The sequence below is a fragment of the Pseudomonas sp. GW821-FHT09D08 genome (assembly GCF_059416305.1).
Window position 1 is genome coordinate 139,363 of sequence record NZ_JBWKOX010000006.1, and the last position, 21,845, is coordinate 161,207.

General features: G+C 62.1%; 13 protein-coding genes and 1 pseudogene. 8 read left to right on the top strand and 6 right to left on the bottom strand.

Annotated features, from left to right (window positions below):
* The first annotated feature begins 67 nt into the window (after positions 1-67).
* The gene (gene msrA / locus AC07OP_RS13620; protein ID WP_253493030.1) at positions 68-715 is read left to right on the top strand and encodes a peptide-methionine (S)-S-oxide reductase MsrA; all 648 of its coding nucleotides are present in this window, start codon (positions 68-70) and stop codon (positions 713-715) included.
* 90 nt (positions 716-805) lie between these two features.
* Here the strand turns inward: msrA and AC07OP_RS13625 are convergent, their stop codons facing one another.
* Positions 806-1,642: a 23S rRNA (adenine(2030)-N(6))-methyltransferase RlmJ gene (locus AC07OP_RS13625; RefSeq protein WP_495101356.1), complete on the bottom strand. Its 837-nt coding sequence runs from the start codon at positions 1,640-1,642 to the stop codon at positions 806-808.
* A 175-nt stretch (positions 1,643-1,817) separates the two neighbouring features.
* On the opposite strand from AC07OP_RS13625, the gene AC07OP_RS13630 reads away from it, so the two are divergent.
* A complete protein-coding gene (locus tag AC07OP_RS13630) occupies positions 1,818-3,095 on the top strand; it encodes an O-acetylhomoserine aminocarboxypropyltransferase/cysteine synthase family protein (protein WP_495101357.1) in 1,278 nt (425 codons plus the stop codon).
* On the opposite strand, the gene AC07OP_RS13635 is transcribed toward AC07OP_RS13630, so the two are convergent.
* The 3 genes from AC07OP_RS13635 to putP all read right to left on the bottom strand — a co-directional run bounded on the left by AC07OP_RS13635 (position 3,081) and on the right by putP (position 7,523).
* Positions 3,081-3,806: a DUF4123 domain-containing protein gene (locus tag AC07OP_RS13635; protein ID WP_495101358.1), complete on the bottom strand. Its 726-nt coding sequence runs from the start codon at positions 3,804-3,806 to the stop codon at positions 3,081-3,083. The genes AC07OP_RS13630 and AC07OP_RS13635 overlap by 15 nt on opposite strands.
* Positions 3,781-5,835: a type VI secretion system Vgr family protein gene (locus tag AC07OP_RS13640; RefSeq protein ID WP_495101359.1), complete on the bottom strand. Its 2,055-nt coding sequence runs from the start codon at positions 5,833-5,835 to the stop codon at positions 3,781-3,783. The genes AC07OP_RS13635 and AC07OP_RS13640 overlap by 26 nt, the downstream gene beginning before the upstream one ends.
* Positions 5,836-6,038: 203 nt before the next feature.
* Positions 6,039-7,523, bottom strand: a complete 1,485-nt coding sequence (putP, locus tag AC07OP_RS13645) for a sodium/proline symporter PutP (protein ID WP_065940820.1) — start codon at positions 7,521-7,523, stop codon at positions 6,039-6,041.
* Between the two features lie 460 nt (positions 7,524-7,983).
* Between putP and putA the strand changes: the two genes are divergently transcribed.
* Positions 7,984-11,937, top strand: a complete 3,954-nt coding sequence (gene putA, locus AC07OP_RS13650) for a trifunctional transcriptional regulator/proline dehydrogenase/L-glutamate gamma-semialdehyde dehydrogenase (RefSeq protein ID WP_115486443.1) — start codon at positions 7,984-7,986, stop codon at positions 11,935-11,937.
* Positions 11,938-12,089: 152 nt separating this feature from the next.
* Complete coding sequence (locus AC07OP_RS13655; RefSeq protein WP_495101360.1) at positions 12,090-13,892, top strand: acyl-CoA dehydrogenase; 1,803 nt, start codon at positions 12,090-12,092, stop codon at positions 13,890-13,892.
* Here the strand turns inward: AC07OP_RS13655 and AC07OP_RS13660 are convergent.
* Both AC07OP_RS13660 and AC07OP_RS13665 read right to left on the bottom strand, forming a co-directional pair.
* On the bottom strand, positions 13,889-14,179 hold the full coding sequence (locus AC07OP_RS13660; RefSeq protein WP_017526490.1) for a cell division protein ZapA: 291 nt from the start codon (positions 14,177-14,179) through the stop codon (positions 13,889-13,891). The two genes, AC07OP_RS13655 and AC07OP_RS13660, sit on opposite strands and share 4 nt — an antisense overlap.
* Entirely contained in the window at positions 14,176-14,406 is a 231-nt protein-coding gene (locus AC07OP_RS13665) for a hypothetical protein (RefSeq protein ID WP_003187970.1), read from the bottom strand. The genes AC07OP_RS13660 and AC07OP_RS13665 overlap by 4 nt, the downstream gene beginning before the upstream one ends.
* A 291-nt stretch (positions 14,407-14,697) precedes the next feature.
* On the opposite strand from AC07OP_RS13665, the pseudogene AC07OP_RS13670 reads away from it, so the two are divergent.
* The 4 genes and pseudogenes from AC07OP_RS13670 to mscK all read left to right on the top strand — a co-directional run.
* A pseudogene (locus AC07OP_RS13670) lies at positions 14,698-15,453 on the top strand (MCP four helix bundle domain-containing protein); the annotation flags it as partial.
* Positions 15,445-16,308, top strand: a complete 864-nt coding sequence (locus AC07OP_RS13675; protein WP_495101409.1) for a methyl-accepting chemotaxis protein — start codon at positions 15,445-15,447, stop codon at positions 16,306-16,308. The pseudogene AC07OP_RS13670 and the gene AC07OP_RS13675, both read left to right, overlap by 9 nt.
* Positions 16,309-16,643: 335 nt before the next feature.
* Positions 16,644-18,386: a potassium/proton antiporter gene (locus tag AC07OP_RS13680; protein ID WP_027604969.1), complete on the top strand. Its 1,743-nt coding sequence runs from the start codon at positions 16,644-16,646 to the stop codon at positions 18,384-18,386.
* Between the two features lie 52 nt (positions 18,387-18,438).
* Entirely contained in the window at positions 18,439-21,822 is a 3,384-nt protein-coding gene (mscK, locus tag AC07OP_RS13685; RefSeq protein ID WP_115486447.1) for a mechanosensitive channel MscK, read from the top strand.
* Positions 21,823-21,845: the final 23 nt, after the last annotated feature.

The following is a 21,845-nucleotide window of genomic DNA, read 5'->3' on the forward strand; positions in this document are numbered from 1 at the left end:
CTGTAACACTCGGGCACACTGGCTGTCTGAAATTTACCGCTAACCCAACCTGACGAGAGGACTGCTCATGGTCTTGCGCTCGGAAATTCTGGTGAACAAAAACGTGCTGCCTACTCAAGAACAAGCGTTGCCCGGTCGTGAAACCCCGATGAACCTGCCGCAGACGCACTTCGTCAACGGCAACCCGCTGCTGGGCCCATTCGTCGACGACGTCGGCTTCGCGATCTTCGGCCTGGGTTGTTTCTGGGGCGCCGAGCGCAGGTTCTGGCAGCGCGATGGCGTGGTCAGCACCGTGGTCGGCTATGCCGGTGGTTTCACGCCGAACCCGACGTATGAAGAAGTCTGCTCGGGCCTGACCGGCCACAGCGAAGTGGTGCTGGTGGTGTATGACCAGGCCAAGGTGAACTACGAAGACCTGCTGAAGATGTTCTGGGAACTGCACAACCCGACCCAGGGCATGCGCCAGGGTAACGACATCGGCACCCAGTACCGCTCGGTGATCTATGCGACCACGCCTGAGCAACTGGCGGCGGCGCAGGCCAGTGCCGAGGCCTATCAGGCCGAATTGACCAAGGCCGGCCTGGGCACCATCACCACCGAAATCGAAGAGGCGCCGACGGTGTACTTCGCCGAGGCGTATCACCAGCAGTACCTGGCGAAGAATCCACAGGGCTACTGTGGGATCGGCGGTACCGGGGTGACTTGCCCGATCTGAAGATCGGAGCTGCAAGTTTCAAGCTGCAAGTGGTGTTTTCTGATCTCACTTGCAGCTTGAGGCTTGAGGCTTGAGGCTTGCAACTTACAACTACTCAGCTATGAGCCAATCCATCTGCCACCCACCCTGGGTCTGGCCAAGCTTCTTGGACAGCCACGGCAGCAGCTCGCGCAACTCCTCTTCCAGGCCCCACGGCGGGTTGGCAATCGCCAGGCCCGAGCCGGTCAGGGTGTTGGGCGTGTCCAGCGGATGCACCAGCAATTCCACGCGCAGCAACTTCGGCGCACCGGTGCCGGCCAGGTCCTGGTAGAAGCGGCGCAGCATGCGCTGGTCCTTCACCGGGTACCAGATCGCCGCGACGGTCTGGCGCATACGGCTGACGGCTTCCTTGAGGGACGCGGCACAGCGCTGCATTTCGTCGAGTTTTTCAAACGGCGGATCGATCAGCATCAACGCACGCTTTTCCGGCACCGGTAACAGCGCGCGCGGCACATGCCAGCCTTCGCCCAAATGAACCTTGACCCGACGATCGCCCTTCATGTTGTCCTTGAGCAACACGCCGTCTTCCGGGTGTTTTTCATTGAGCAGCACGCGGTCCTGGGGGCGCGTAAGGCGGCGCGCCAGCTCCGGTGAGCCCGGGTAGTAGCGCAACTGGCCATCGGGGTTCATCTCGTGCAGCACGCGCATGTAGTCGGCGGTCAACGGCGGTAGATCGTCGGCGCCCCACAAACGCGCGATACCTTCCAGGTACTCACCCGTGCGATTGGCCTGGTCACCTTGCAGGTCGTACAGGCCAATCCCGGCATGGGTGTCGAGGTAGGCGAACGGCTGCTCCTTGCGCGACATCAGGGCGATGAGGCGGGTCAAGGTCAGGTGTTTGAAGACATCGGCGTGGTTGCCGGCGTGAAAGGCGTGACGATAATTCATGGTTGCTCCTGCGCAGGGGGCGAAGTTTACCTTCTACGGGCGCAAAGGTGCAGGGCCGCATGCCGGGCGGTGCTTATGCCGCAAACGCAGGCAGCCCGTTGAAAAAAATCTAAATGCCGACGGCAAGGCGGATTTATTGTGGCCTTCCACCACTCCAGGGAGGTCAATAACAATCATGAAAGACGCCACCATCGCGCTGCACCACGGTTTCAAGTCGGACCCGACCACCAAGGCCGTCGCCGTGCCGATCTACCAGAACGTCGCCTTCGAATTCGATAACGCCCAACACGGCGCCGACCTGTTCAACCTGGACGTACCCGGCAATATCTACACGCGCATCATGAACCCCACCAACGATGTGCTGGAGCAGCGCATTGCCGCCCTTGAAGGTGGTATCGCGGCGCTGGCAGTCTCGGCCGGCAGCGCGGCGATCCACTATGCCATCCAGACCTTGACCCGTGCGGGTGACAATATCGTCACCACACCGCAACTCTACGGTGGCACCTACACGCTGTTCGCCCACCTGCTGCCGAGCTTTGGCGTGGAGGTGCGTTTCGCCCGGGACGACAGCGCCGCCGCCATCGCCGAACTGATCGACGACAACACCAAGCTGGTGTACTGCGAAAGCATCGGCAACCCGGCGGGCAATATCATCGACATCGAAGCCCTGGCCGACGTCGCCCATGCCCGCGGCGTGCCGCTGGTAGTGGACAACACCGTGGCCACGCCGATCCTGTGCAAGCCGATCCAGTTCGGCGCCGACATCGTGGTGCACTCGGTGACCAAGTACGTCGGCGGCCATGGCAACTCCCTGGGCGGTGTAATTGTCGACAGTGGCACGTTCCCGTGGACGAAATACGCGGATAAATTCCCCGGCCTCAACCAGCCCGAGCCGGCCTATCACGGCGTGGTCTATACCGAAAAATTCGGCCCCGCCGCCTTCATCGCCCGTGCCCGCACCGTGCCACTGCGCAACACCGGTGCAGCGTTGGCGCCGATGAATGCCTTCCTGTTGCTGCAAGGCCTGGAAACACTGGCATTGCGCATGGAGCGCCACACCGAAAACGCCCTGAAAATCGCGCAATTCCTGCAAGGCCATGCCGAGGTGGAGTGGGTCAGCTACGCCGGCCTGCCGGACCACCCGCACCACGCATTGGCGCAGAAATACATGCAGGGCAAACCGTCGGCGATCCTGTCCTTCGGTTTGAAAGGCGGCTTTGATGCCGGTGTGCGCTTCTACGACGCCCTGCAAATCTTCAAGCGCCTGGTCAACATCGGCGACGCCAAGTCCCTGGCCTGCCACCCGGCTTCCACCACTCACCGACAGATGAACGAGCAGGAACAGGCCAAGGCCGGCGTAAAGCCGGAAATGATTCGCCTGTCGGTGGGTATCGAAGCGGTCGAAGACCTGATCGACGACCTGCAACAGGCGCTGGCCTCAACTCAGCTCTGAGTCCAGGTAGCCCGCCAGCGCTTCAGCGCTGATGTCCGTACTGCGCGCGAAGTAGGCGACCTTGTGCCGCAAGGTCGCCGGTGTGAAAGCGGCATACAGGTCGGGGCGCTGTTCTTCCAGCCACTGCAGCAGGTTGTCGATCAGGGTCTGCGGCGACTGCGCGGCCAAGTACGCCAATAACGCGTCAGGCACGCGCCACCAAGGGCTGGCCTTGGCCGCAGTGACCGATGGCGTCGCCACGCTCAACGGCTGGCCATTGATCAGATAGCGCTGGAACACGGGCAGTACTGCGCCGATTTCATCGCCCAGTTTCTGCACAATCGGCAGAAACTGGGCGCCATCCCAGAAGCGCAGGAATACGCTCCGCTCATCGGGAAGCACTATCTTGGTCAGGCCTTGCAGGTGAGCAACCACGACTTCCAGCGGGCTGGACGATACCGCCAGCCAACCCCAGTCCGAAGCGTCAGTGGCTGCGATCCAATCGAGGAAGGCACTGTCGGGTTCGACAATCCCTGCGTAGGGCATCACCTCATCCCACCCGGCATAAGCCGTGCCCGCCCAGAGCGCTTGAGGCAACATCCCGCCGGCCGAGACTTGCCACGCAGCCAGCGGCTTCGCGTCGCTGGCACTGCTCAGTACCACGTAAAGCCGCTCATTGGGGAGTAGAGGGAATTGTGCCAGCCAGTCATCGGGGCTCAAGGGTTGGGACATCAGGGTAAATTCCTTTTAAGGTTGAATGGAATGGGAGGGCGCACTGCCCGTCACTGCAGCGTTGGCACTCTTCACAAAACGGCGCGCTCCGTTTCAGGCTGGCGACCTGTATCCGGCTCAGCGGTGCGGGTACAACCGCCAGCAACGCCGCTTTCACCCCAGGCATCAATGGCGACGCCGCCGGAGCAGGCGCGCCTCCCGGTTGAATGGGCGTGCTGCTGAAAATCCCCTCTGCCGACAGCGTGATCGACTGCCCACCGGCCTGGATGGTCACGCTTGCGCCCGCATCAATGACAACACTCTGCCCGGCGCCCATCCGGATGCTCTGCCCGGCCCGCATCTGCTGCGAACCGCCGACCACCAGATGGTCGTCCTGCTTGAGCTCCGTCAAACGGTTGCCATGGGTGATGCGCTGCTCTTCGCCTTGCAGCTCATGGTGCGACTCACCACCCACCCGGATGCGGCGCTGATGGTCGATCTGCACCTGCTGGTCATGCAGCACATGCTGGGTCCAATCCCGCTGGGCACGCAGGTAGATCTCCTCGGCGCCCTTGCGGTCTTCGATGCGCAGTTCGTTGTAGCCACCGCCACCGGGGCTGCTCTGGCTACGGAAGATGCTGCGGGTCTTGTCTGCCGGCAGGTCGAGGGGGACCGGCGTCGCCGCGTTCGGCAGGCAGCCCATTACCAGCGGCATGTCCATATCGCCATTGGCGAACCCCACCAGTACTTCCATGCCCACTCGCGGGATAAGTACCGAGCCATAGCGGTCATGGGCCCAACCGCTGGCCACCCGCAGCCAGCAGCTGGAATGATCGTCATGCGCCCCAGCGCGATCCCAGGCCAACTGCACCTTGACCCGGCCGTATTCGTCGCAGTGGATTTCACTGTCGACGGGGCCGGTCACCACTGCGCTTTGATAACCCGACAACACCGGCCGCACCTGCTCAGGCAAGGGCGGGCGGAAGATCACGTCCCACGGAGTCGCCACACATTCATTGCGATACCCCTGAAGAAAATCTCCACCGCCAACCTCGGTGACAGCCTCCTCCAGGACCTGGGGCTGCCTGCCTTCGTGGGTCACTTGCGTCACCAGCCACACGTCATTCCATTCGTCCCGCGGATGCCCGGTCAACTTGAAGAACCGGCCGCTGCTCAATGCAGGGTCATCGCCGCTGGCACGGGCTATTCGATAGTCGCTACGGTGCCGCTCCAGGCCACGTTGCGCGAGGTATTTGCCGTGGGGGCGATCGGAAAAATGACCGGGGTAGGCCTGCGCGTCAAACCGTGGAAGCTGTTCGCCGACCACGCCACTCTCCAGCACCAGGCTCGGCTTGAGAAAGTCGTAGTCACGCAGGTTGACCGCGGTGGTGCGGGTTTCCAACCGCAGCGCAAAGCGCTTGATGGCCGGCGTATCCGCCACCATCCCGGAACCCGGCATGTAGGGCGTAGGCTGATCTGGCGAGGCGAAAACGGTCTGGTCATCGCCAAACACCAGCAGGTGCCCTTCGTGCGAATGCTGGAAGTGATAGTGAATCCCCTGCTCGGCACACAGGCGCTGAATGAAGGCCAGGTCGCTCTCGCCAAACTGCACGCAATACTCGCGTTCGGGATAGGCACCACTGAGGTGAAATTCGAATTGGTCCGCATGGAGCCGCTGCTCCGCCAGCACCTGCGCAATGATCTGCGGCACCGTCTTGTGCTGGAAGATCCGCTGGTGACTGCTGTGCGCGAGATAGGCCAACTGCGGCACAAGGCTGATCTGGTAACGCGTCAGCCGCCGCCCGGAATCGCCCTGCGCCACCCGATAAACCAGGCCGTGGACACCACGGCCGTGAGCGTCGAAGCCCAGGTATGCCGAGCGATGCAGCAGGCTTTCCAGGTCCAGGTCGGGCTGTTCGCTGACCAGTTCAAGATCAAAACGATACGGCTGGCTGATGGCTTCGCGGCCCTGGAACTCAAACACCTTGAGTTCACTTGGCACACCGTCGAGGGTCAGGGTAAAGGCACTTTGATTGGCAGGAGCGAACATCCGGTGTTTCTCTGCGAGGGGTAGGCGGGAGATTCTGCACCACTGCCTCACCCTGCCGGGCACAGCCCAAATAAATCAGTAAAACCCTACATGTGTACGTAGGAGTCCTACTCAGTCCAGCTCGAATCGCACGCAAAAAAAGACCCGCCATCCGTAGGACGCGGGCCTTCTTTTAATTCATCGAGCGCTCAGCGCCCGGCAAATCACTTGTTGAGGTTGTAGTCTTTTTCCGCCGCATCAAAGCGCTCGACCATACCGGCTGTCGGTGCGCCCAGCTTGCTCACGACGTAGATCGCCAGGCTGGCGAAGATGAAGCCTGGGATGATTTCGTACAGACCCAGCAGTTCGAAGTGCTTCCACACGATCACGGTGACCGCGCCGACCAGGATCCCGGCCAGTGCGCCGTTACGGGTCATGTTCTTCCAGATCACCGAGATCAGCACCACAGGGCCGAACGCCGCGCCGAAACCGGCCCAGGCGTAGCTCACCAGGCCCAGGACGCGGTTGTTCGGGTTGGCGGCCATGGCGATGGCAATCAAGGCCACCAGCAGTACCATCAGGCGGCCGACCCAGACCAGTTCAATCTGGGAAGCGCTTTTGCGCAGGAAAGTCTTGTAGAAGTCTTCGGTCAGGGCACTGGAGCACACCAGCAACTGGCAGCTCAGGGTGCTCATGACCGCAGCCAGGATGGCCGACAGCAGTACGCCCGCGATCCATGGGTTGAACAGCAACTTGGCCAGCTCGATGAACACGCGTTCATGGTTCTCGTTGACCGGGCCCGCCACTTCCGGGTGCGCCGAGAAGTAGGCGATGCCGAAGAAGCCCACGGCCACGGTGCCGCCCAGGCACAGGATCATCCAGGTCATGGAGATGCGACGCGCGTTGGCAATCGACTTCACCGAATCCGCCGCCATGAAGCGCGCGAGGATGTGTGGCTGGCCGAAGTAACCCAGGCCCCAGCCCATCAGCGAGATGATGCCGATGAAGGTGGTGTTTTTCAGCATGTTGAAGTTGTCGGGGTTCTTGGCTTCGATGGCCAGGAACGTGGTGTCGACGCCACCGGTGGCCAGCAGCACGATGATCGGCGTGAGGATCAGCGCGAAAATCATCAGCGTGGCTTGTACGGTGTCGGTCCAGCTGACGGCCAGGAAACCACCCACGAAGGTGTAGGCAATCGTCGCCGCAGCGCCGGCCCACAGCGCGGTCTCGTAGGACATGCCGAAGGTGCTTTCGAACAGGCGGGCACCGGCCACGATGCCGGACGCGCAGTAGATGGTGAAGAACACCAGGATCACGACCGCAGAGATGATCCGCAGCAGGCCGCTTTTATCTTCGAAACGGCTGGAGAAGTAGTCCGGCAGGGTCAGAGCGTCGCCGTTGTGCTCGGTCTGTACCCGCAGGCGACCGGCCACGAACAGCCAGTTGAGGTAGGCACCGACGATCAGGCCGATGGCGATCCAGCTTTCCGACAGGCCGGACATGTAGATCGCGCCCGGCAGGCCCATCAACAACCAGCCGCTCATGTCGGAAGCACCGGCTGACAAGGCAGTCACCACGCTCCCGAGGCTGCGACCGCCGAGGATGTAATCGGAAAGGTTGTTGGTGGAGCGATAGGCCATGAAGCCGATCAGCACCATTGCTGCGATGTAGATCACGAACGTGATCAGGGTTGGATTACTAACGCTCATAGGAGTGACGCCCTGGCTTTGTTTTTATGTAGCGGCGGTCTGTCAGACGGCCACCTACTGGAAGTAGGTAAACGTAACTGCGTGCCGCGCATTTATGACTGACGTTTCCCCAGGAAAGCCGCCAGCCGATGAACCAAACCCTAAAGCCGGTTGCACCTTGGGCGCGAATGCTATTCAACAAAGTAAATAAGGTGCAACCAGTTTCTTGGGAATAAGTTGCACCCAAGTGTAAAACCCGCAAAACGCCCCTTTTTTGCTCCTTTTCGGAGCAAGAACAGCCGATCTCAGAAGCAAATGCACCAAGCCGAAGCGGATTCCGTCGGCGGCCAATTTTTTTCCGATCAAGCGACGAAAAATTCATCAACAAAATGGGTTGCACCCGGTTGCACCTCTCCCTGAGCAAAGCTAATCTTGCCGCCAGCTGATGCCACTCGGTAGTGGCACCCATGAGGATAAGAAAATGGCTACGACCACCCTTGGGGTCAAACTCGACGACCCGACCCGCGAACGCCTCAAGGCGGCCGCGACCTCCATTGATCGCACGCCGCACTGGCTGATCAAGCAGGCGATTTTCAATTACCTGGAGAAACTCGAGGGTGGTGCAACCCTGACCGAACTCAACGGATTGAGCAGCAAGGACGCTGACGACGCAGGCGAAGTCCAGAGCGACCACGCCCACCAGTGCTTCCTGGAGTTCGCCGAGAGCATCCTGCCGCAATCCGTACTGCGCGCTTCGATCACCGCCGCTTACCGTCGCCCCGAGCCGGAAGTGGTGCCGATGCTGATCGAACAGGCCCGCCTGCCGGTGCAAATGGCCGAAGCCACCAACAAGCTCGCCGCGTCGATTGCGGAAAAACTGCGCAATCAGAAGAGTGCCGGCGGCCGTGCCGGGATTGTTCAGGGCCTGCTGCAGGAATTCTCGCTGTCGTCCCAGGAAGGCGTAGCCCTGATGTGCCTGGCCGAAGCGCTGCTGCGGATCCCGGACAAAGGCACCCGCGATGCGCTGATCCGCGACAAGATCAGCACCGGCAACTGGCATCCGCACCTGGGCAACAGCCCGTCGCTGTTCGTCAACGCCGCCACCTGGGGCCTGCTGCTGACCGGCAAACTGGTCGCTACCCATAACGAAGCCGGTCTCACCTCATCCCTGAGCCGCATCATCGGCAAGAGCGGCGAGCCGATGATCCGCAAGGGCGTCGACATGGCCATGCGCCTGATGGGCGAGCAGTTCGTGACCGGCGAAACCATCGCCGAAGCCCTGGCCAACGCGAGCAAATTCGAAGCCAAGGGTTTCCGCTATTCCTACGACATGCTCGGTGAAGCCGCCCTCACCGAACACGACGCGCAAAAGTACCTGGCCTCGTACGAGCAAGCCATTCACTCCATCGGCAAAGCCTCCCACGGCCGTGGGATTTATGAAGGCCCGGGCATCTCCATCAAGCTGTCGGCCCTGCACCCGCGTTACAGCCGTGCGCAGTACGAGCGCGTGATGGATGAGCTGTACCCGCGCCTGCTGTCCCTGACCCTGCTGGCCAAGCAATACGATATCGGCCTGAACATCGACGCCGAAGAAGCCGACCGCCTGGAACTGTCGCTGGATCTGCTCGAGCGCCTGTGCTTCGAACCGCAGCTGACCGGCTGGAACGGCATTGGCTTCGTGATCCAGGCCTACCAGAAGCGTTGCCCTTATGTGATCGACTACGTCATCGACCTGGCACGCCGCAGCCGCCATCGCCTGATGATCCGCCTGGTAAAAGGCGCGTACTGGGACAGCGAGATCAAGCGCGCCCAGGTCGAAGGCCTGGAAGGCTACCCGGTGTATACCCGCAAGGTGTACACCGACGTTTCCTACATTGCCTGTGCACGCAAGCTGTTGTCGGTACCGGAAGTCATCTACCCGCAGTTCGCTACGCACAACGCCCATACCTTGTCGGCGATTTACCATATCGCCGGTCAGAACTATTACCCCGGCCAGTACGAGTTCCAATGCCTGCACGGCATGGGTGAACCGCTGTACGAGCAGGTAGTAGGCAAGGTTTCCGAAGGCAAGCTGAACCGTCCGTGCCGCGTGTACGCACCGGTCGGCACTCACGAAACACTGCTGGCTTACCTGGTGCGTCGCCTGCTGGAAAACGGCGCCAACACCTCGTTCGTCAACCGCATCGCCGACCAGTCCATCTCGATCCAGGAGCTGGTGGCCGATCCAGTGGCCAGCATCGAGCAGATGGCGACGCTGGAAGGCGGCTTCGGCCTGCCGCACCCGCGTATCCCGCTGCCCCGTGACCTGTACGGCGGCGACCGTGCCAACTCGGCCGGTATCGACCTGGCCAACGAACACCGCCTGGCATCGCTGTCCTGCGCCCTGCTGGCCACCGCGCACAACAACTGGAAGGCCGCGCCGATGCTCGGTTGCGCCGCCAGCGAACAAGCGGCGACCCCCGTACTGAATCCGTCCGACCTGCGTGACGTGGTCGGTCACGTGCAAGAAGCCACTGTCGAAGACGTCGACAACGCGATCCAGTGCGCCATCAGCGCCGGCCCGATCTGGCAGGCCACCCCGCCCGCCGAACGCGCCGCGATCCTGGAACGTGCCGCCGACCTGATGGAAGGCGAGATCCAGCCGCTGATGGGCCTGCTGGCCCGCGAAGCCGGCAAGACCTTCGCCAACGCCATCGCCGAAGTGCGTGAGGCCGTGGACTTCCTGCGCTACTACGCGGTACAGGCGCGCAACGACTTCACCAATGACGCCCACCGCCCACTGGGCCCGGTGGTGTGCATCAGCCCGTGGAACTTCCCGCTGGCGATTTTCAGTGGGCAAGTGGCTGCCGCACTGGCCGCCGGTAACCCGGTACTGGCCAAGCCTGCCGAGCAAACCCCGCTGGTCGCCGCACAAGCCGTGCGCATCCTGCTCGAAGCCGGTATTCCGCAAGGCGTACTGCAATTGCTGCCGGGCCAGGGTGAAAGCGTGGGTGCGCGCCTGGTGGGTGATGATCGCGTCAAGGGCGTGATGTTCACCGGCTCCACCGAAGTCGCGCGCCTGCTGCAACGCAATGTCGCCGGGCGCCTGGATGCCCAGGGCCGTCCGATCCCGCTGATCGCCGAAACCGGCGGCCAGAACGCAATGATCGTCGACTCCTCGGCACTCACCGAACAGGTGGTCATCGACGTGGTGTCCTCGGCCTTCGACAGCGCCGGTCAACGTTGCTCGGCCCTGCGTGTGTTGTGCCTGCAGGAAGATTCGGCAGACCGCGTGATCGAAATGCTCAAGGGCGCCATGGCTGAATGCCGCCTGGGCAACCCGGAGCGCCTGTCGGTGGACATCGGCCCGGTGATCGACGCCGAAGCCAAGGCCGGCATCGAGAAACACATCCAGGCCATGCGCGACAAAGGCCGCAATGTGTACCAGGTGGCGATTGCCGACGGTGAAGAAATCAAGCGCGGCACCTTCGTGATGCCCACCCTGATCGAGCTGGAAAGCTTCGACGAGCTGCAACGGGAGATCTTCGGCCCGGTGCTGCACGTGGTGCGCTACAAGCGCAAGGAGATCGACCAGCTTATCGGCCAGATCAACGCTTCCGGCTATGGCCTGACCCTGGGCGTACACACCCGTATCGACGAGACCATCGCCAAGGTGATCGACAACGTCAATGCCGGTAACGTCTACGTCAACCGCAACATTGTCGGTGCCGTGGTCGGCGTGCAGCCGTTCGGCGGCGAAGGCCTGTCGGGCACAGGCCCGAAAGCCGGTGGTCCGCTGTACCTGTACCGCTTGCTGTCGACCCGTCCTACCGATGCGATCGAGCAATCCTTCGTACGTGGCGACAAGCTGGCGGCACCGGATGTACGCCTGCGCGACGCCATGAGCCAACCGCTGACCGCCCTGAAAACCTGGGCCGACAGCAATAAGTTCAGCGAACTGAGTGCGCTGTGCAGCCAGTTCGCCGCGCAATCCCAAAGCGGTATCACCCGTCAGTTGGCCGGCCCGACCGGCGAGCGCAACAGCTACGCCATCCTGCCCCGCGAGCACGTACTGTGCCTGGCGGACGTGGAAGGCGATCTGTTGACTCAACTGGCAGCGGTATTGGCCGTCGGCGGTTCGGCGGTATGGCCGGAAACCGACCTGACCAAGGCCGTGTTCCCACGCCTGCCGAAGGAGATTCAGGCGAAAATCAAGCGCGTGGCCGACTGGACCAAGGACGAGGTGGTGTTTGACGCCGTCCTGCACCACGGCGATTCCGACCAACTGCGTGGGGTGTGCCAGCAAGTGGCGCAGCGTGGCGGGGCGATTGTCGGGGTGCATGGTTTGTCCCAAGGCGAGACCACAATTGCCTTGGAGCGCCTGGTGATCGAGCGTGCGTTGAGCGTTAACACCGCTGCAGCGGGCGGTAACGCCAGCCTGATGACCATCGGCTAACTGAATGTGGGAGGGGGCTTGCCCTCTCCCACATTTGATCGCATTTCAATTCCCTCCCCGCGTTCTGCCTCTTCATCACCCAGATCAATCTTGCTATCCAGTCTTTATTCGCGCACTTAGACTCAGGCCAATTCCTCCAAAGGTAAGCCGCCATGTCCGAGACGCTGCTCAGTTCCCGCAATCTGGCTTTCGAGCTGTACGAAGTCCTCGATGCCGAAGGCCTGACCCAGCGCGAGCGGTTTGCCGAGCACAATCGCGAAACGTTCGATGCCGCGATCAGCACAGCGCGCAGCATCGCCGAAAAGCACTTCGCCCCCCACAACCGTAAGAACGACGAAAACGAACCGCGCTACGAAAACGGCGCAGCCATCCTGATTCCGGAAGTCAAACCGGCGGTGGATGCGTTCCTGGAAGCCGGCTTCCTCAATGCGGCCCGCAGCTTCGAAGCCGGTGGCATGCAGTTGCCGACCCTGCTCTCTCAAGCCTGCTTCGCTCATTTCCAATCCGCCAACGCGGCCTCGACGTCCTACCCGTTCCTGACCATGGGCGCCGCCAACCTGATCGAAAGCTTCGGCACCGAGGAGCAAAAACAGCGCTTCCTGCAACCGATGATCGAAGGCCGCTTCTTCGGCACCATGGCCCTGACCGAGCCCCACGCCGGCTCATCGCTGTCGGATATTCGTACCCGCGCCGAGCCCGCGGCTGACGGCAGCTATCGCCTCAAAGGCAACAAGATCTTCATCTCCGGCGGCGATCACCCGCTGTCGGAAAACATCGTGCACATGGTGCTGGCCAAGCTGCCGGACGCGCCCGCCGGGGTGAAGGGCATTTCGCTGTTTATCGTGCCCAAATTCCTGGTCAACGACGACGGCAGCCTCGGCGCGCGCAATGATGTGCTGCTGGCCGGGCTGTTTCATAAGATGGGCTGGCGCGGCACCACGTCCACGGCACTGAATTTCGGCGATAACGGCAACTGCGTCGGCTATCTGGTGGGTAAACCGCACCAAGGCCTGAGCTGCATGTTCCAGATGATGAACGAGGCGCGCATCGGTGTCGGCATGGGCGCGGTGATGCTCGGTTACGCCGGCTATCTCTATTCGCTGGAATACGCCCGCGAACGCCCGCAAGGCCGCCTGCCCGACAGCAAGGACCCAAGTACCGCGCCGGTCTCGATCATCCAGCACGCCGATATCAAGCGCATGTTGCTGACGCAAAAAGCCTACGTCGAAGGTGCCTTTGACCTGGGGTTGTACGCCGCGCGGCTGTTCGATGACACCACCACACTGGAGACCGAGGCCGAACGCAGACAGGCCCACGAACTGCTGGACCTGCTCACCCCCATCGTCAAATCCTGGCCCTCGGAGTTCTGCCTCAAGGCCAACGAACTGGCGATCCAGATCCTCGGCGGCCACGGTTATACCCGCGAATACCCGGTGGAGCAGTACTACCGCGACAACCGCCTGAACCCGATCCACGAGGGCACCCATGGCATCCAGTCCCTGGACCTGCTGGGGCGCAAGCTGGCGCAGAACGGCGGCGCGGGCCTGAAGCAACTGATTCGGCTGATCGCCGACACGGGCGCGCGGGCACAGGAATATCCAGGCCTGACGGCATTGAGAGAACCGCTGGAGCACCTGGTCAGCCGCCTGCAAAGCGTGACCATCGGCCTGCTGACGGATCTCGCCCAGGGCAAGGTCAACAGCAGCCTGGCGAACTCGGCGCTGTACCTGAAGGTATTCGGGCATACGGTGATTGGCTGGCGCTGGCTGGAACAGGCGATTCGCGCCGAAGAAGGGCTGGCCAAGGGCAATGCGGCCGATGTCGCCTTCTATAAAGGCAAGCTCCAGGCTGCCCGGTACTTCCTGACTTGGGAGATTCCGGGCTGCCATCATGAACTGGTGATTCTGGAGGCACGGGATGATACGTGCCTGGGGATGCAGGATGAGTGGTTCTAAGGCTGGATCGCCTTGGAAATCACCTCGACCGTGGCGCTGACTTGCTCTTGGTAACGGTCGAGTTCCTGCTGGTGAGCCTGCTGCATTTCGATCTGCTCGGCGCACAGGTTCAGCGCCGCCAGCACCAGTAGCTTGTCACCGATCAGGGTCGGGTACTTTTTCTTGGTGGTGGCCAGGGAGGCCTTGAGCATGGTCACGGCGTGCATCAGGGTCTTATCTTCCCCGGCCGGGGCCTTGATCGAGTAATCCTCTCCGAGAATCGAAACGACCTTTATCCCTTCATTCATGCGCTGACAGGGCCTGCGCTCACGCGCTCAACTAGCGCCTGGATACGCGCTGCCGTCGCGCCGTGCTTTTCTTCCTGTTCCATCAGGTTCAGTTGCAGGCTGTCGTTCTCATCCTTGGCGCGAGCCAGTTCGGCCTTGAGGGATTCGTTGCTGCCCAGTAGCTCCTGATTCTGCTGTACCAGGTCGCTGACCAGTTGTTCCAGTTGGCTGAGGGATGCTTCTAACATTTTGATTTCTCGGGCTTTTTCAAAGGGCGGTGACGATAAAGAAAATTCACCTCGGATGCCAGGGTTATCCCTGGCGCGCAGCCCGTTTTTCAAGGGCCGGGCCACGCTTTCGAGCCTTAGTGACTGCATTTCCCCCATCTGGTTCCTGAATCCGCGCAACCCCTCGTCAGATGCGACAAAAACGCACAGCCCCCTTTAGACTTTAGTCGTACGCCCGATAGAGAGGCACACCCCGTCTCATGACCGCACGGATCGCGCCTCTCCCAGGATTTCCGCATGTCGCTTCGTAATATGAATATCGCCCCGAGGGCCTTCCTCGGCTTCGCGTTTATTGGCGCGTTGATGTTGTTTCTAGGCGTGTTCGCCCTGAACCAGATGAGCAAGATCCGTGGCGCCACTGAAGACATCACCCTGTCCAGCGTGCCAAGCATCCGCGCCCTGGATGAGTTCACCCAACTGACCCTGCGCCTGCGCGTGTTGTCTTACCGCTTGCTGACCAACCGCGAGCCGGATGTGCAGCAAAAGACCCTGGAAGCCTTCGAACTGCGCAACCAGCAGATTCGCGCCGCCCAGGGCGTCTACGAGAAACTGATTGAAAGTAGCGAAGAACGTAGCACCTACAACGAATATGTAAGCCTGCTGGGCCAGTACCATCAGATTGAAGAGCGCATGAAGAGCCTGTCACGGGCCAACCAGGTGGATGAGCTGCGCAGCCTGCTTAACACCGAATTGCTGAGCAACTCCGAGCAGGTCAACGCCGTGCTGACGCGCCTGCTGGACCTCAATAACAAGATGGCCCTGGCCACCAATCAGGAGGCCGAAGACCAGTACAACGTGGCCTTCAACCTGGTCGTGGGCCTGCTGGTGATCGCCACGCTGCTGACCCTGCTGTTTGCCTGGCTGCTGACCCGCAGCATCACCCTGCCGATTTCACAGGCACTGGAAGCGGCGGAAGAAGTCGCCGAAGGCAACCTGACACGGCCGATCAAAGTCAACGGCAACGATGAGGCCGGGCGCCTGCTCGCCGCCATGGCCAAGATGCAGGACAAACTGCGCGACACCCTGCAACGCATCGCCGGCTCCGCCACCCAACTGGCTTCCGCCGCCGAGGAACTGAACGCCGTCACCGACGAAAGTGCCCGTGGCCTGACCCGGCAAAACAACGAAATCGAGCAAGCCGCCACCGCCGTCAACGAGATGACCAGCGCCGTGGAAGAAGTCGCACGCAATGCGGTGAGCACCTCGGAAGCCTCGCGCAACGCCACCACGTCTGCTGGCGACGGCCGCGACCTGGTGCAGGAAACCGTCAGCGCCATCGAGCGCATGAGCGGCGATGTGCAGGCTACCGCCACCCTGATCGGCGAACTGGCCAATGAGTCGCGCGATATCGGCAAAGTGCTGGACGTGATTCGCGGCCTGGCCGACCAGACCAATTTGCTGGCCCTGAACGCGGCGATTGAAGCCGCACGCGCCGGTGAAGCCGGTCGCGGGTTCGCGGTGGTCGCCGATGAAGTGCGGGCCCTGGCCCATCGCACCCAGCAGTCCACCAGCGAGATCGAGCGGATGATCGGCAGTATCCAGGCCGGCACCGAGCACGCGGTGGACTCGATGCGCAACAGTACCGAACGGGCGGAGTCGACGCTGAACATCGCCAAAGGCGCCGGGATGTCGCTGGACACCATCAACATGGCGATTGTCGAGATCAACGAGCGCAACCTGGTGATCGCCAGCGCGGCGGAAGAACAGGCGCAGGTGGCGCGGGAAGTGGACCGCAACCTGGTGAACATTCGTGATCTGTCGGTGCAGTCGGCGACCGGCGCCAGCCAGACCAGTACAGCGAGCAGTGAGCTGTCGCGCCTGGCGGTGGATTTGAATGGGATGGTTGGCCGCTTCCGCCTCTAAGCGCCTGCACTGGCTTGAAATGTGGGAGGGGCAAGCTCTAATGCCGGTCAGTTAAGGCTTTTTGTAGGAGCGAGCTTGCTCGCGAAAAACGCCCAGGCAACGCGTTCATTCTCGATAAGCGCGGTGGCCCTGAGTTCTTCGCGAGCAAGCTCGCTCCGACAGTGAATCACTTTCGCTTAACTGAACGGCATTAGGGCTTGCCCCTCCCACATTTAGTTATGCGTGAATCAGAAAAAGCTTTTTGACAGCACCGCAATTCAACAGGTTAGAATCCCTGGCACGCAGACTGCATGGTCAGTTTGCGTCCCGTCTTGTTTGCCCATGGAGTACTGCCTTTGAATGCGACGACCATCAACAGCCTGTTCTTGATCGGCGCGTTGCTGGTGAGTGCGAGCATTCTGGTGAGTTCTCTTTCCTCGCGCCTGGGTATCCCGATCCTGGTGATCATCCTGGCCGTGGGCATGGTGGCCGGCGTCGATGGCGGCGGCATCATTTTCGACAATTACCCGACTGCCTACCTGGTGGGCAACCTCGCGCTGGCAGTGATCCTGCTCGACGGCGGTTTGCGTACACGGGTGGCGAGTTTCCGCGTGGCACTCTGGCCGGCATTGTCCCTGGCCACCGTGGGGGTGTTGATTACCACCGGCCTCACCGGCATGGCGGCGGCCTGGCTGTTTGACCTGAATATTATCCAGGGCCTGCTGATCGGTGCGATTGTCGGCTCGACCGACGCCGCAGCGGTGTTCTCGCTGCTGGGCGGCAAGGGCCTGAACGAACGGGTGACCGCCAGCCTCGAGATCGAATCCGGCAGTAACGACCCGATGGCGGTGTTCCTCACCGTCACCCTGATCGACATGCTCGCCAGCGGCCAGACCGGCCTGCACTGGAGCCTGCTGACCCACCTGGTGCGCGAGTTCGGCATCGGTGGCATCGTCGGCCTCGGCGGCGGCTGGTTGATGCTGCAAATGGTCAACCGCATCAACCTGGCCACCGGCCTGTACCCGATCCTGGTGATCGCCGGCGGCCTGTTCGTGTTCGCCCTGACCAACGCCTTCCATGGCAGCGGCTTCCTCGCCGTGTACCTGTGCGGCCTGGTGATCGGCAATCGCCCGGTGCGTAGCCGTCATGGCATTTTGCATATGCTCGACGGCATGGCCTGGCTCGCGCAGATCGGTATGTTCCTGGTGCTGGGCCTGCTGGTCACGCCTCATGATTTGCTGCCGATTGCCCTGCCGGCCCTGGGCCTGGCGCTGTGGATGATCCTGTTTGCGCGGCCGCTGTCGGTGATGGTCGGCCTGCTGCCGTTCAAAGCCTTCCATGGCCGCGAAAAGGCCTTTATCGCCTGGGTCGGCCTGCGCGGCGCGGTGCCGATCATCCTGGCAGTGTTCCCGTTGATGGCCGGCCTGCCCCATGCGCAGCTGTACTTCAACCTGGCGTTCTTTATCGTGCTGGTGTCGCTGCTGGTACAGGGCACCAGCCTGCCGTGGGTGGCCAAGCTGCTCAAAGTGACCGTTCCGCCGGACCCGGCGCCGATCTCCCGCGCAGCCCTGGAAGTGCACGTCACCAGCGAGTGGGAGCTGTTCGTCTACCGCCTCGGCGCAGAAAAATGGTGCATCGGCGCGGCCCTGCGTGAGCTGAAAATGCCCGAAGGCACGCGCATCGCGGCCCTGTTCCGTGGCCAGCAACTGCTCCATCCGTCGGGTAGTACGGTGCTGGAAGTCGGCGATCTGCTCTGTGTGATCGGCCATGAACACAACCTGCCGGCCCTGGGCAAACTGTTCAGCCAGGCACCGCAACGCGGCCTCGATTTGCGCTTCTTCGGCGACTTCGTCCTCGAAGGCGACGCCCAGCTGGGCGCGGTTTCGGCGCTGTATGGCCTCAAGCTCGAAGGGATCGACCCGGACATGCCGCTGAGCCGCTTCATCACCCAGAAAGTCGGCGGCGCGCCGGTAGTGGGCGACCAGGTGGAGTGGAACAACACCATCTGGACCGTCGCGGTCATGGACGGGAACAAGATTGGCAAAGTCGGCGTCAGATTCCCCGAAGGAAGTCGCCCGGGCCCCGGACTCTTCCTCTAAACTGCGGGGCGACAGCACGCCCCCGATTCTTCACCTTGCTCGATCGGTCTCTATGCCAACCCTGCGCACTTTTCTCGCCACTGCCCTGCTGGGCCTGACCCTTTGTGTCGGCAGCGTCTACGCCGCCGACCCGCCCAGCGCCGACGCCATCCAGCAAACCCTGGACAAGCTGCCGGATCGCAAACTGCCCGACGCCGACATGAAGGCGCTGCAGTCGATCCTGCAACAGACCCTGACCTACCTGGGCAACAAGCAGGATTACGAGCAGCGCCTGGTCGACCTCAAGCGCCAGCTGGAAGACGCGCCGCGCCAGACCAGCGAGAACCAGCGCGAACTGACCCGACTCAAGGCCACCAAGGTCATTCCGGTGGCCCAACGCTACGCCACCCTGCCGGTGCCGCAGCTTGAGCAACTGCTGGTGCAGCGCAGCACCCAGCAAGGCGACCTGCAAAAGGAACTGGCCGACGCCAACAGCCTGACCATCGCCGCCCAGACCCGTCCCGAGCGCGCCCAGACCGAAATCAGCAGCAGCCAGACGCGTATCCAGCAGATCAATGCCACCCTCAAGGCCGGCAAGGACAATGGCAAAGCCCTCAGCGGCGACCAGCGCAACCAACTGAATGCCGAACTGGCTTCCCTGAATGCCCTGATCCCCCTGCGCCGCCAGGAGCTGGCCGGCAACAGCCAGCTGCAGGACCTGGGCAACAGCCAGCACGACCTGATCCAGGAAAAAACCGCGCGCCTGGAACAGGAGATCCAGGACCTGCAAACCCTGATCAACCAGAAGCGCCTGGCCCAGTCCCAGCAGACCGTCACCCAACAGTCCATCGAAGCGCAGAAAGCCGGCGGCAGCAGCCTGCTGGCCACGGAAAGCGCGGCCAACCTGAAGCTCTCCGACTACCTGCTCAAGAGCACCGACCGCCTCAACGACCTGACCCAGAAGAACCTGCAGACCAAGCAACAGCTGGACACCGTGACCCAGAGCGATTCGGCCCTGGACGAGCAGATCAACGTGCTCAAGGGCAGCCTGCTCCTGTCGAAGATTCTGTATAAGCAGAAACAAGCGTTGCCCCGCCTGACGGTGGACCGCGACCTGGCGGACGATATCGCCAACATTCGCCTGTACCAGTTCGAGGTCAACCAACAGCGCGAGTTGATCAGTTCCCCCAGCACCTATGTGGATAACCTGCTGGCCAACCAGCCGCCGGCCGACGTCACCCCGCAACTGCGGCGCACCCTGCTGGAACTGGCGATCACCCGCAGCGACTTGCTGGAGCGCCTGAGCCGCGAGCTGAGCGCGCTGCTCAACGAATCCATCACCCTGCAACTGAACCAGAAACAACTGCTCAGCACCGCCACCACCCTGCGCGCGACGCTCGATGAACAGATGTTCTGGATCCCCAGCAACAAGCCGCTGGACACCGAATGGCTGGAAACCGTGCCGGCGCACCTGAGCAAGCAGGTCACCACCCTGCCCTGGGCCTCCAGCGTCAGCGAGCTGTACGATGGCCTGACCCAGCGTCCGCTGCTGTTTTTGCCGTTGCTGCTGCTGATCGGTGCCCTGTTGTGGCGCCGCAACGCGTTGTACGCGCGCCTGAAAAGAGTCCATCTGGACATCGGCCACTTCAAACGCGACAGCCAATGGCACACGCCCCAGGCGATCCTGGTGAATATCCTGTTGGCGATGCCGGTAGCACTGGGCCTGGCGCTGTGCGGCTACGCGCTGCAGATCGACGCACGTGGGCAGAACGCCAACCTGGGTGCGGCGCTGTTGCAGATTGCCCAGGCGTGGCTGGTGTTCTACACCGCCTACCGCATCCTGGCGCCGGGCGGCGTGGCCGAGTTGCACTTCCGCTGGGAAAAGCCCCAGGTCGAATTCCTCCAGGGCTGGGTGCGCAAGCTCGGGCTGGTGGTGCTGGCCCTGGTGGCCGTGGTGGCGATTGCCGAGCATCAACCGGCGGCGCTGGCCGACGACGTGCTGGGCATTGGGGTGGTCCTGACCTGCTACGCCCTGATGGCCTGGCTGCTGGGACGCCTGCTGCTGCACAGCCCGACCCACGAAAAAGCCTCGCTGTTCCGCAAAGCCGTGGGCCTGCTGTTTACCGCCCTGCCTATCGCGCTGTTCATTGCCGTGTGCTTTGGCTACTACTACACCGCACTCAAGCTCAGCGATCGGCTGATCAACACCCTGTACCTGCTGATGTTCTGGCTGGTCATCGAAGCCACCTTCGTGCGCGGCCTGGGCGTTGCCGCCCGACGCCTGGCCTATTCCCGCGCCCTGGCCAAACGCCAGGCCGCCAAGGAAGCCGGCGAAGGCGAAGCTGTGATCGAAGAGCCGACCCTGGATATCGAACAGGTCAACGAACAATCGATGCGCCTGATCCGCCTGGCGCTGCTCGGCGGCTTTATCGCGGCGCTGTACTGGGTATGGTCGGACCTGATCTCGGTATTTTCCTACCTGGACAACGTCACCCTCTACGAATACACCAGCGGCACCGGTGCCAATATCAGCATGGTGCCGATCAGCATCGGCGACCTGCTCGGCGCGCTGATCATCATCGGCATCACCTTCGCCCTGGCGCGCAACCTGCCCGGCCTGCTGGAAGTGCTGGTGCTGTCCAAGCTGGACCTGGCCCAGGGCAGTGCCTACGCCACGACCACCTTGCTGTCCTACATCATTGCCGGCGTGGGTTTTGTCTCGACCCTGTCCACCCTCGGCGTGAGCTGGGACAAGTTGCAATGGCTGGTGGCCGCGCTGTCGGTGGGGTTGGGCTTCGGCATGCAGGAGATCTTCGCCAACTTTATCTCCGGCATCATGATCCTGTTCGAGCGCCCGGTGCGGATCGGCGACACCATCACCATCGGCAACCTATCGGGCACGGTGAGCAAGATCCGCATCCGCGCCACCACCATCACCGATTTCGACCGCAAGGACATCATTGTCCCGAACAAGACGTTCATTACCGGGCAACTGATCAACTGGTCCCTGACCGACACCATCACCCGCGTCACCCTCAAGCTGGGCGTGGACTACGGCTCCGACCTGGACCTGGTGAAGGAATTGTTGCTCAAGGCCGCGCGAGAAAACCCAAGGGTGTTGAAGGAACCGGAACCCCATGTGTACTTCCTCAACTTCGGCGAAAGTACGCTGGACCACGAACTGCGCATGCACGTGCGCGACCTCGGTGACCGCAACCCGGTGATCGACGAAGTGAACCGCTTTATCAACCGCGAGTTCAAGAACCACCACATCAACATCTCGTTCCGGCAGATGGAGGTGTACCTGAAAAACCTCCACGGCCAGGAGTACAAGCTGGTGCCGGTGGAGGACGAGAAGAGAACCATCGTCGGACCGACCGAGGCGCAAGATGTGCCGGAGCCGCCGGACGGCAAAGTGGCGGATGCACCCGAGCCACCGCCCAGCAAACTCGACTAAACGCCCTATCCCCAGCAGAATGC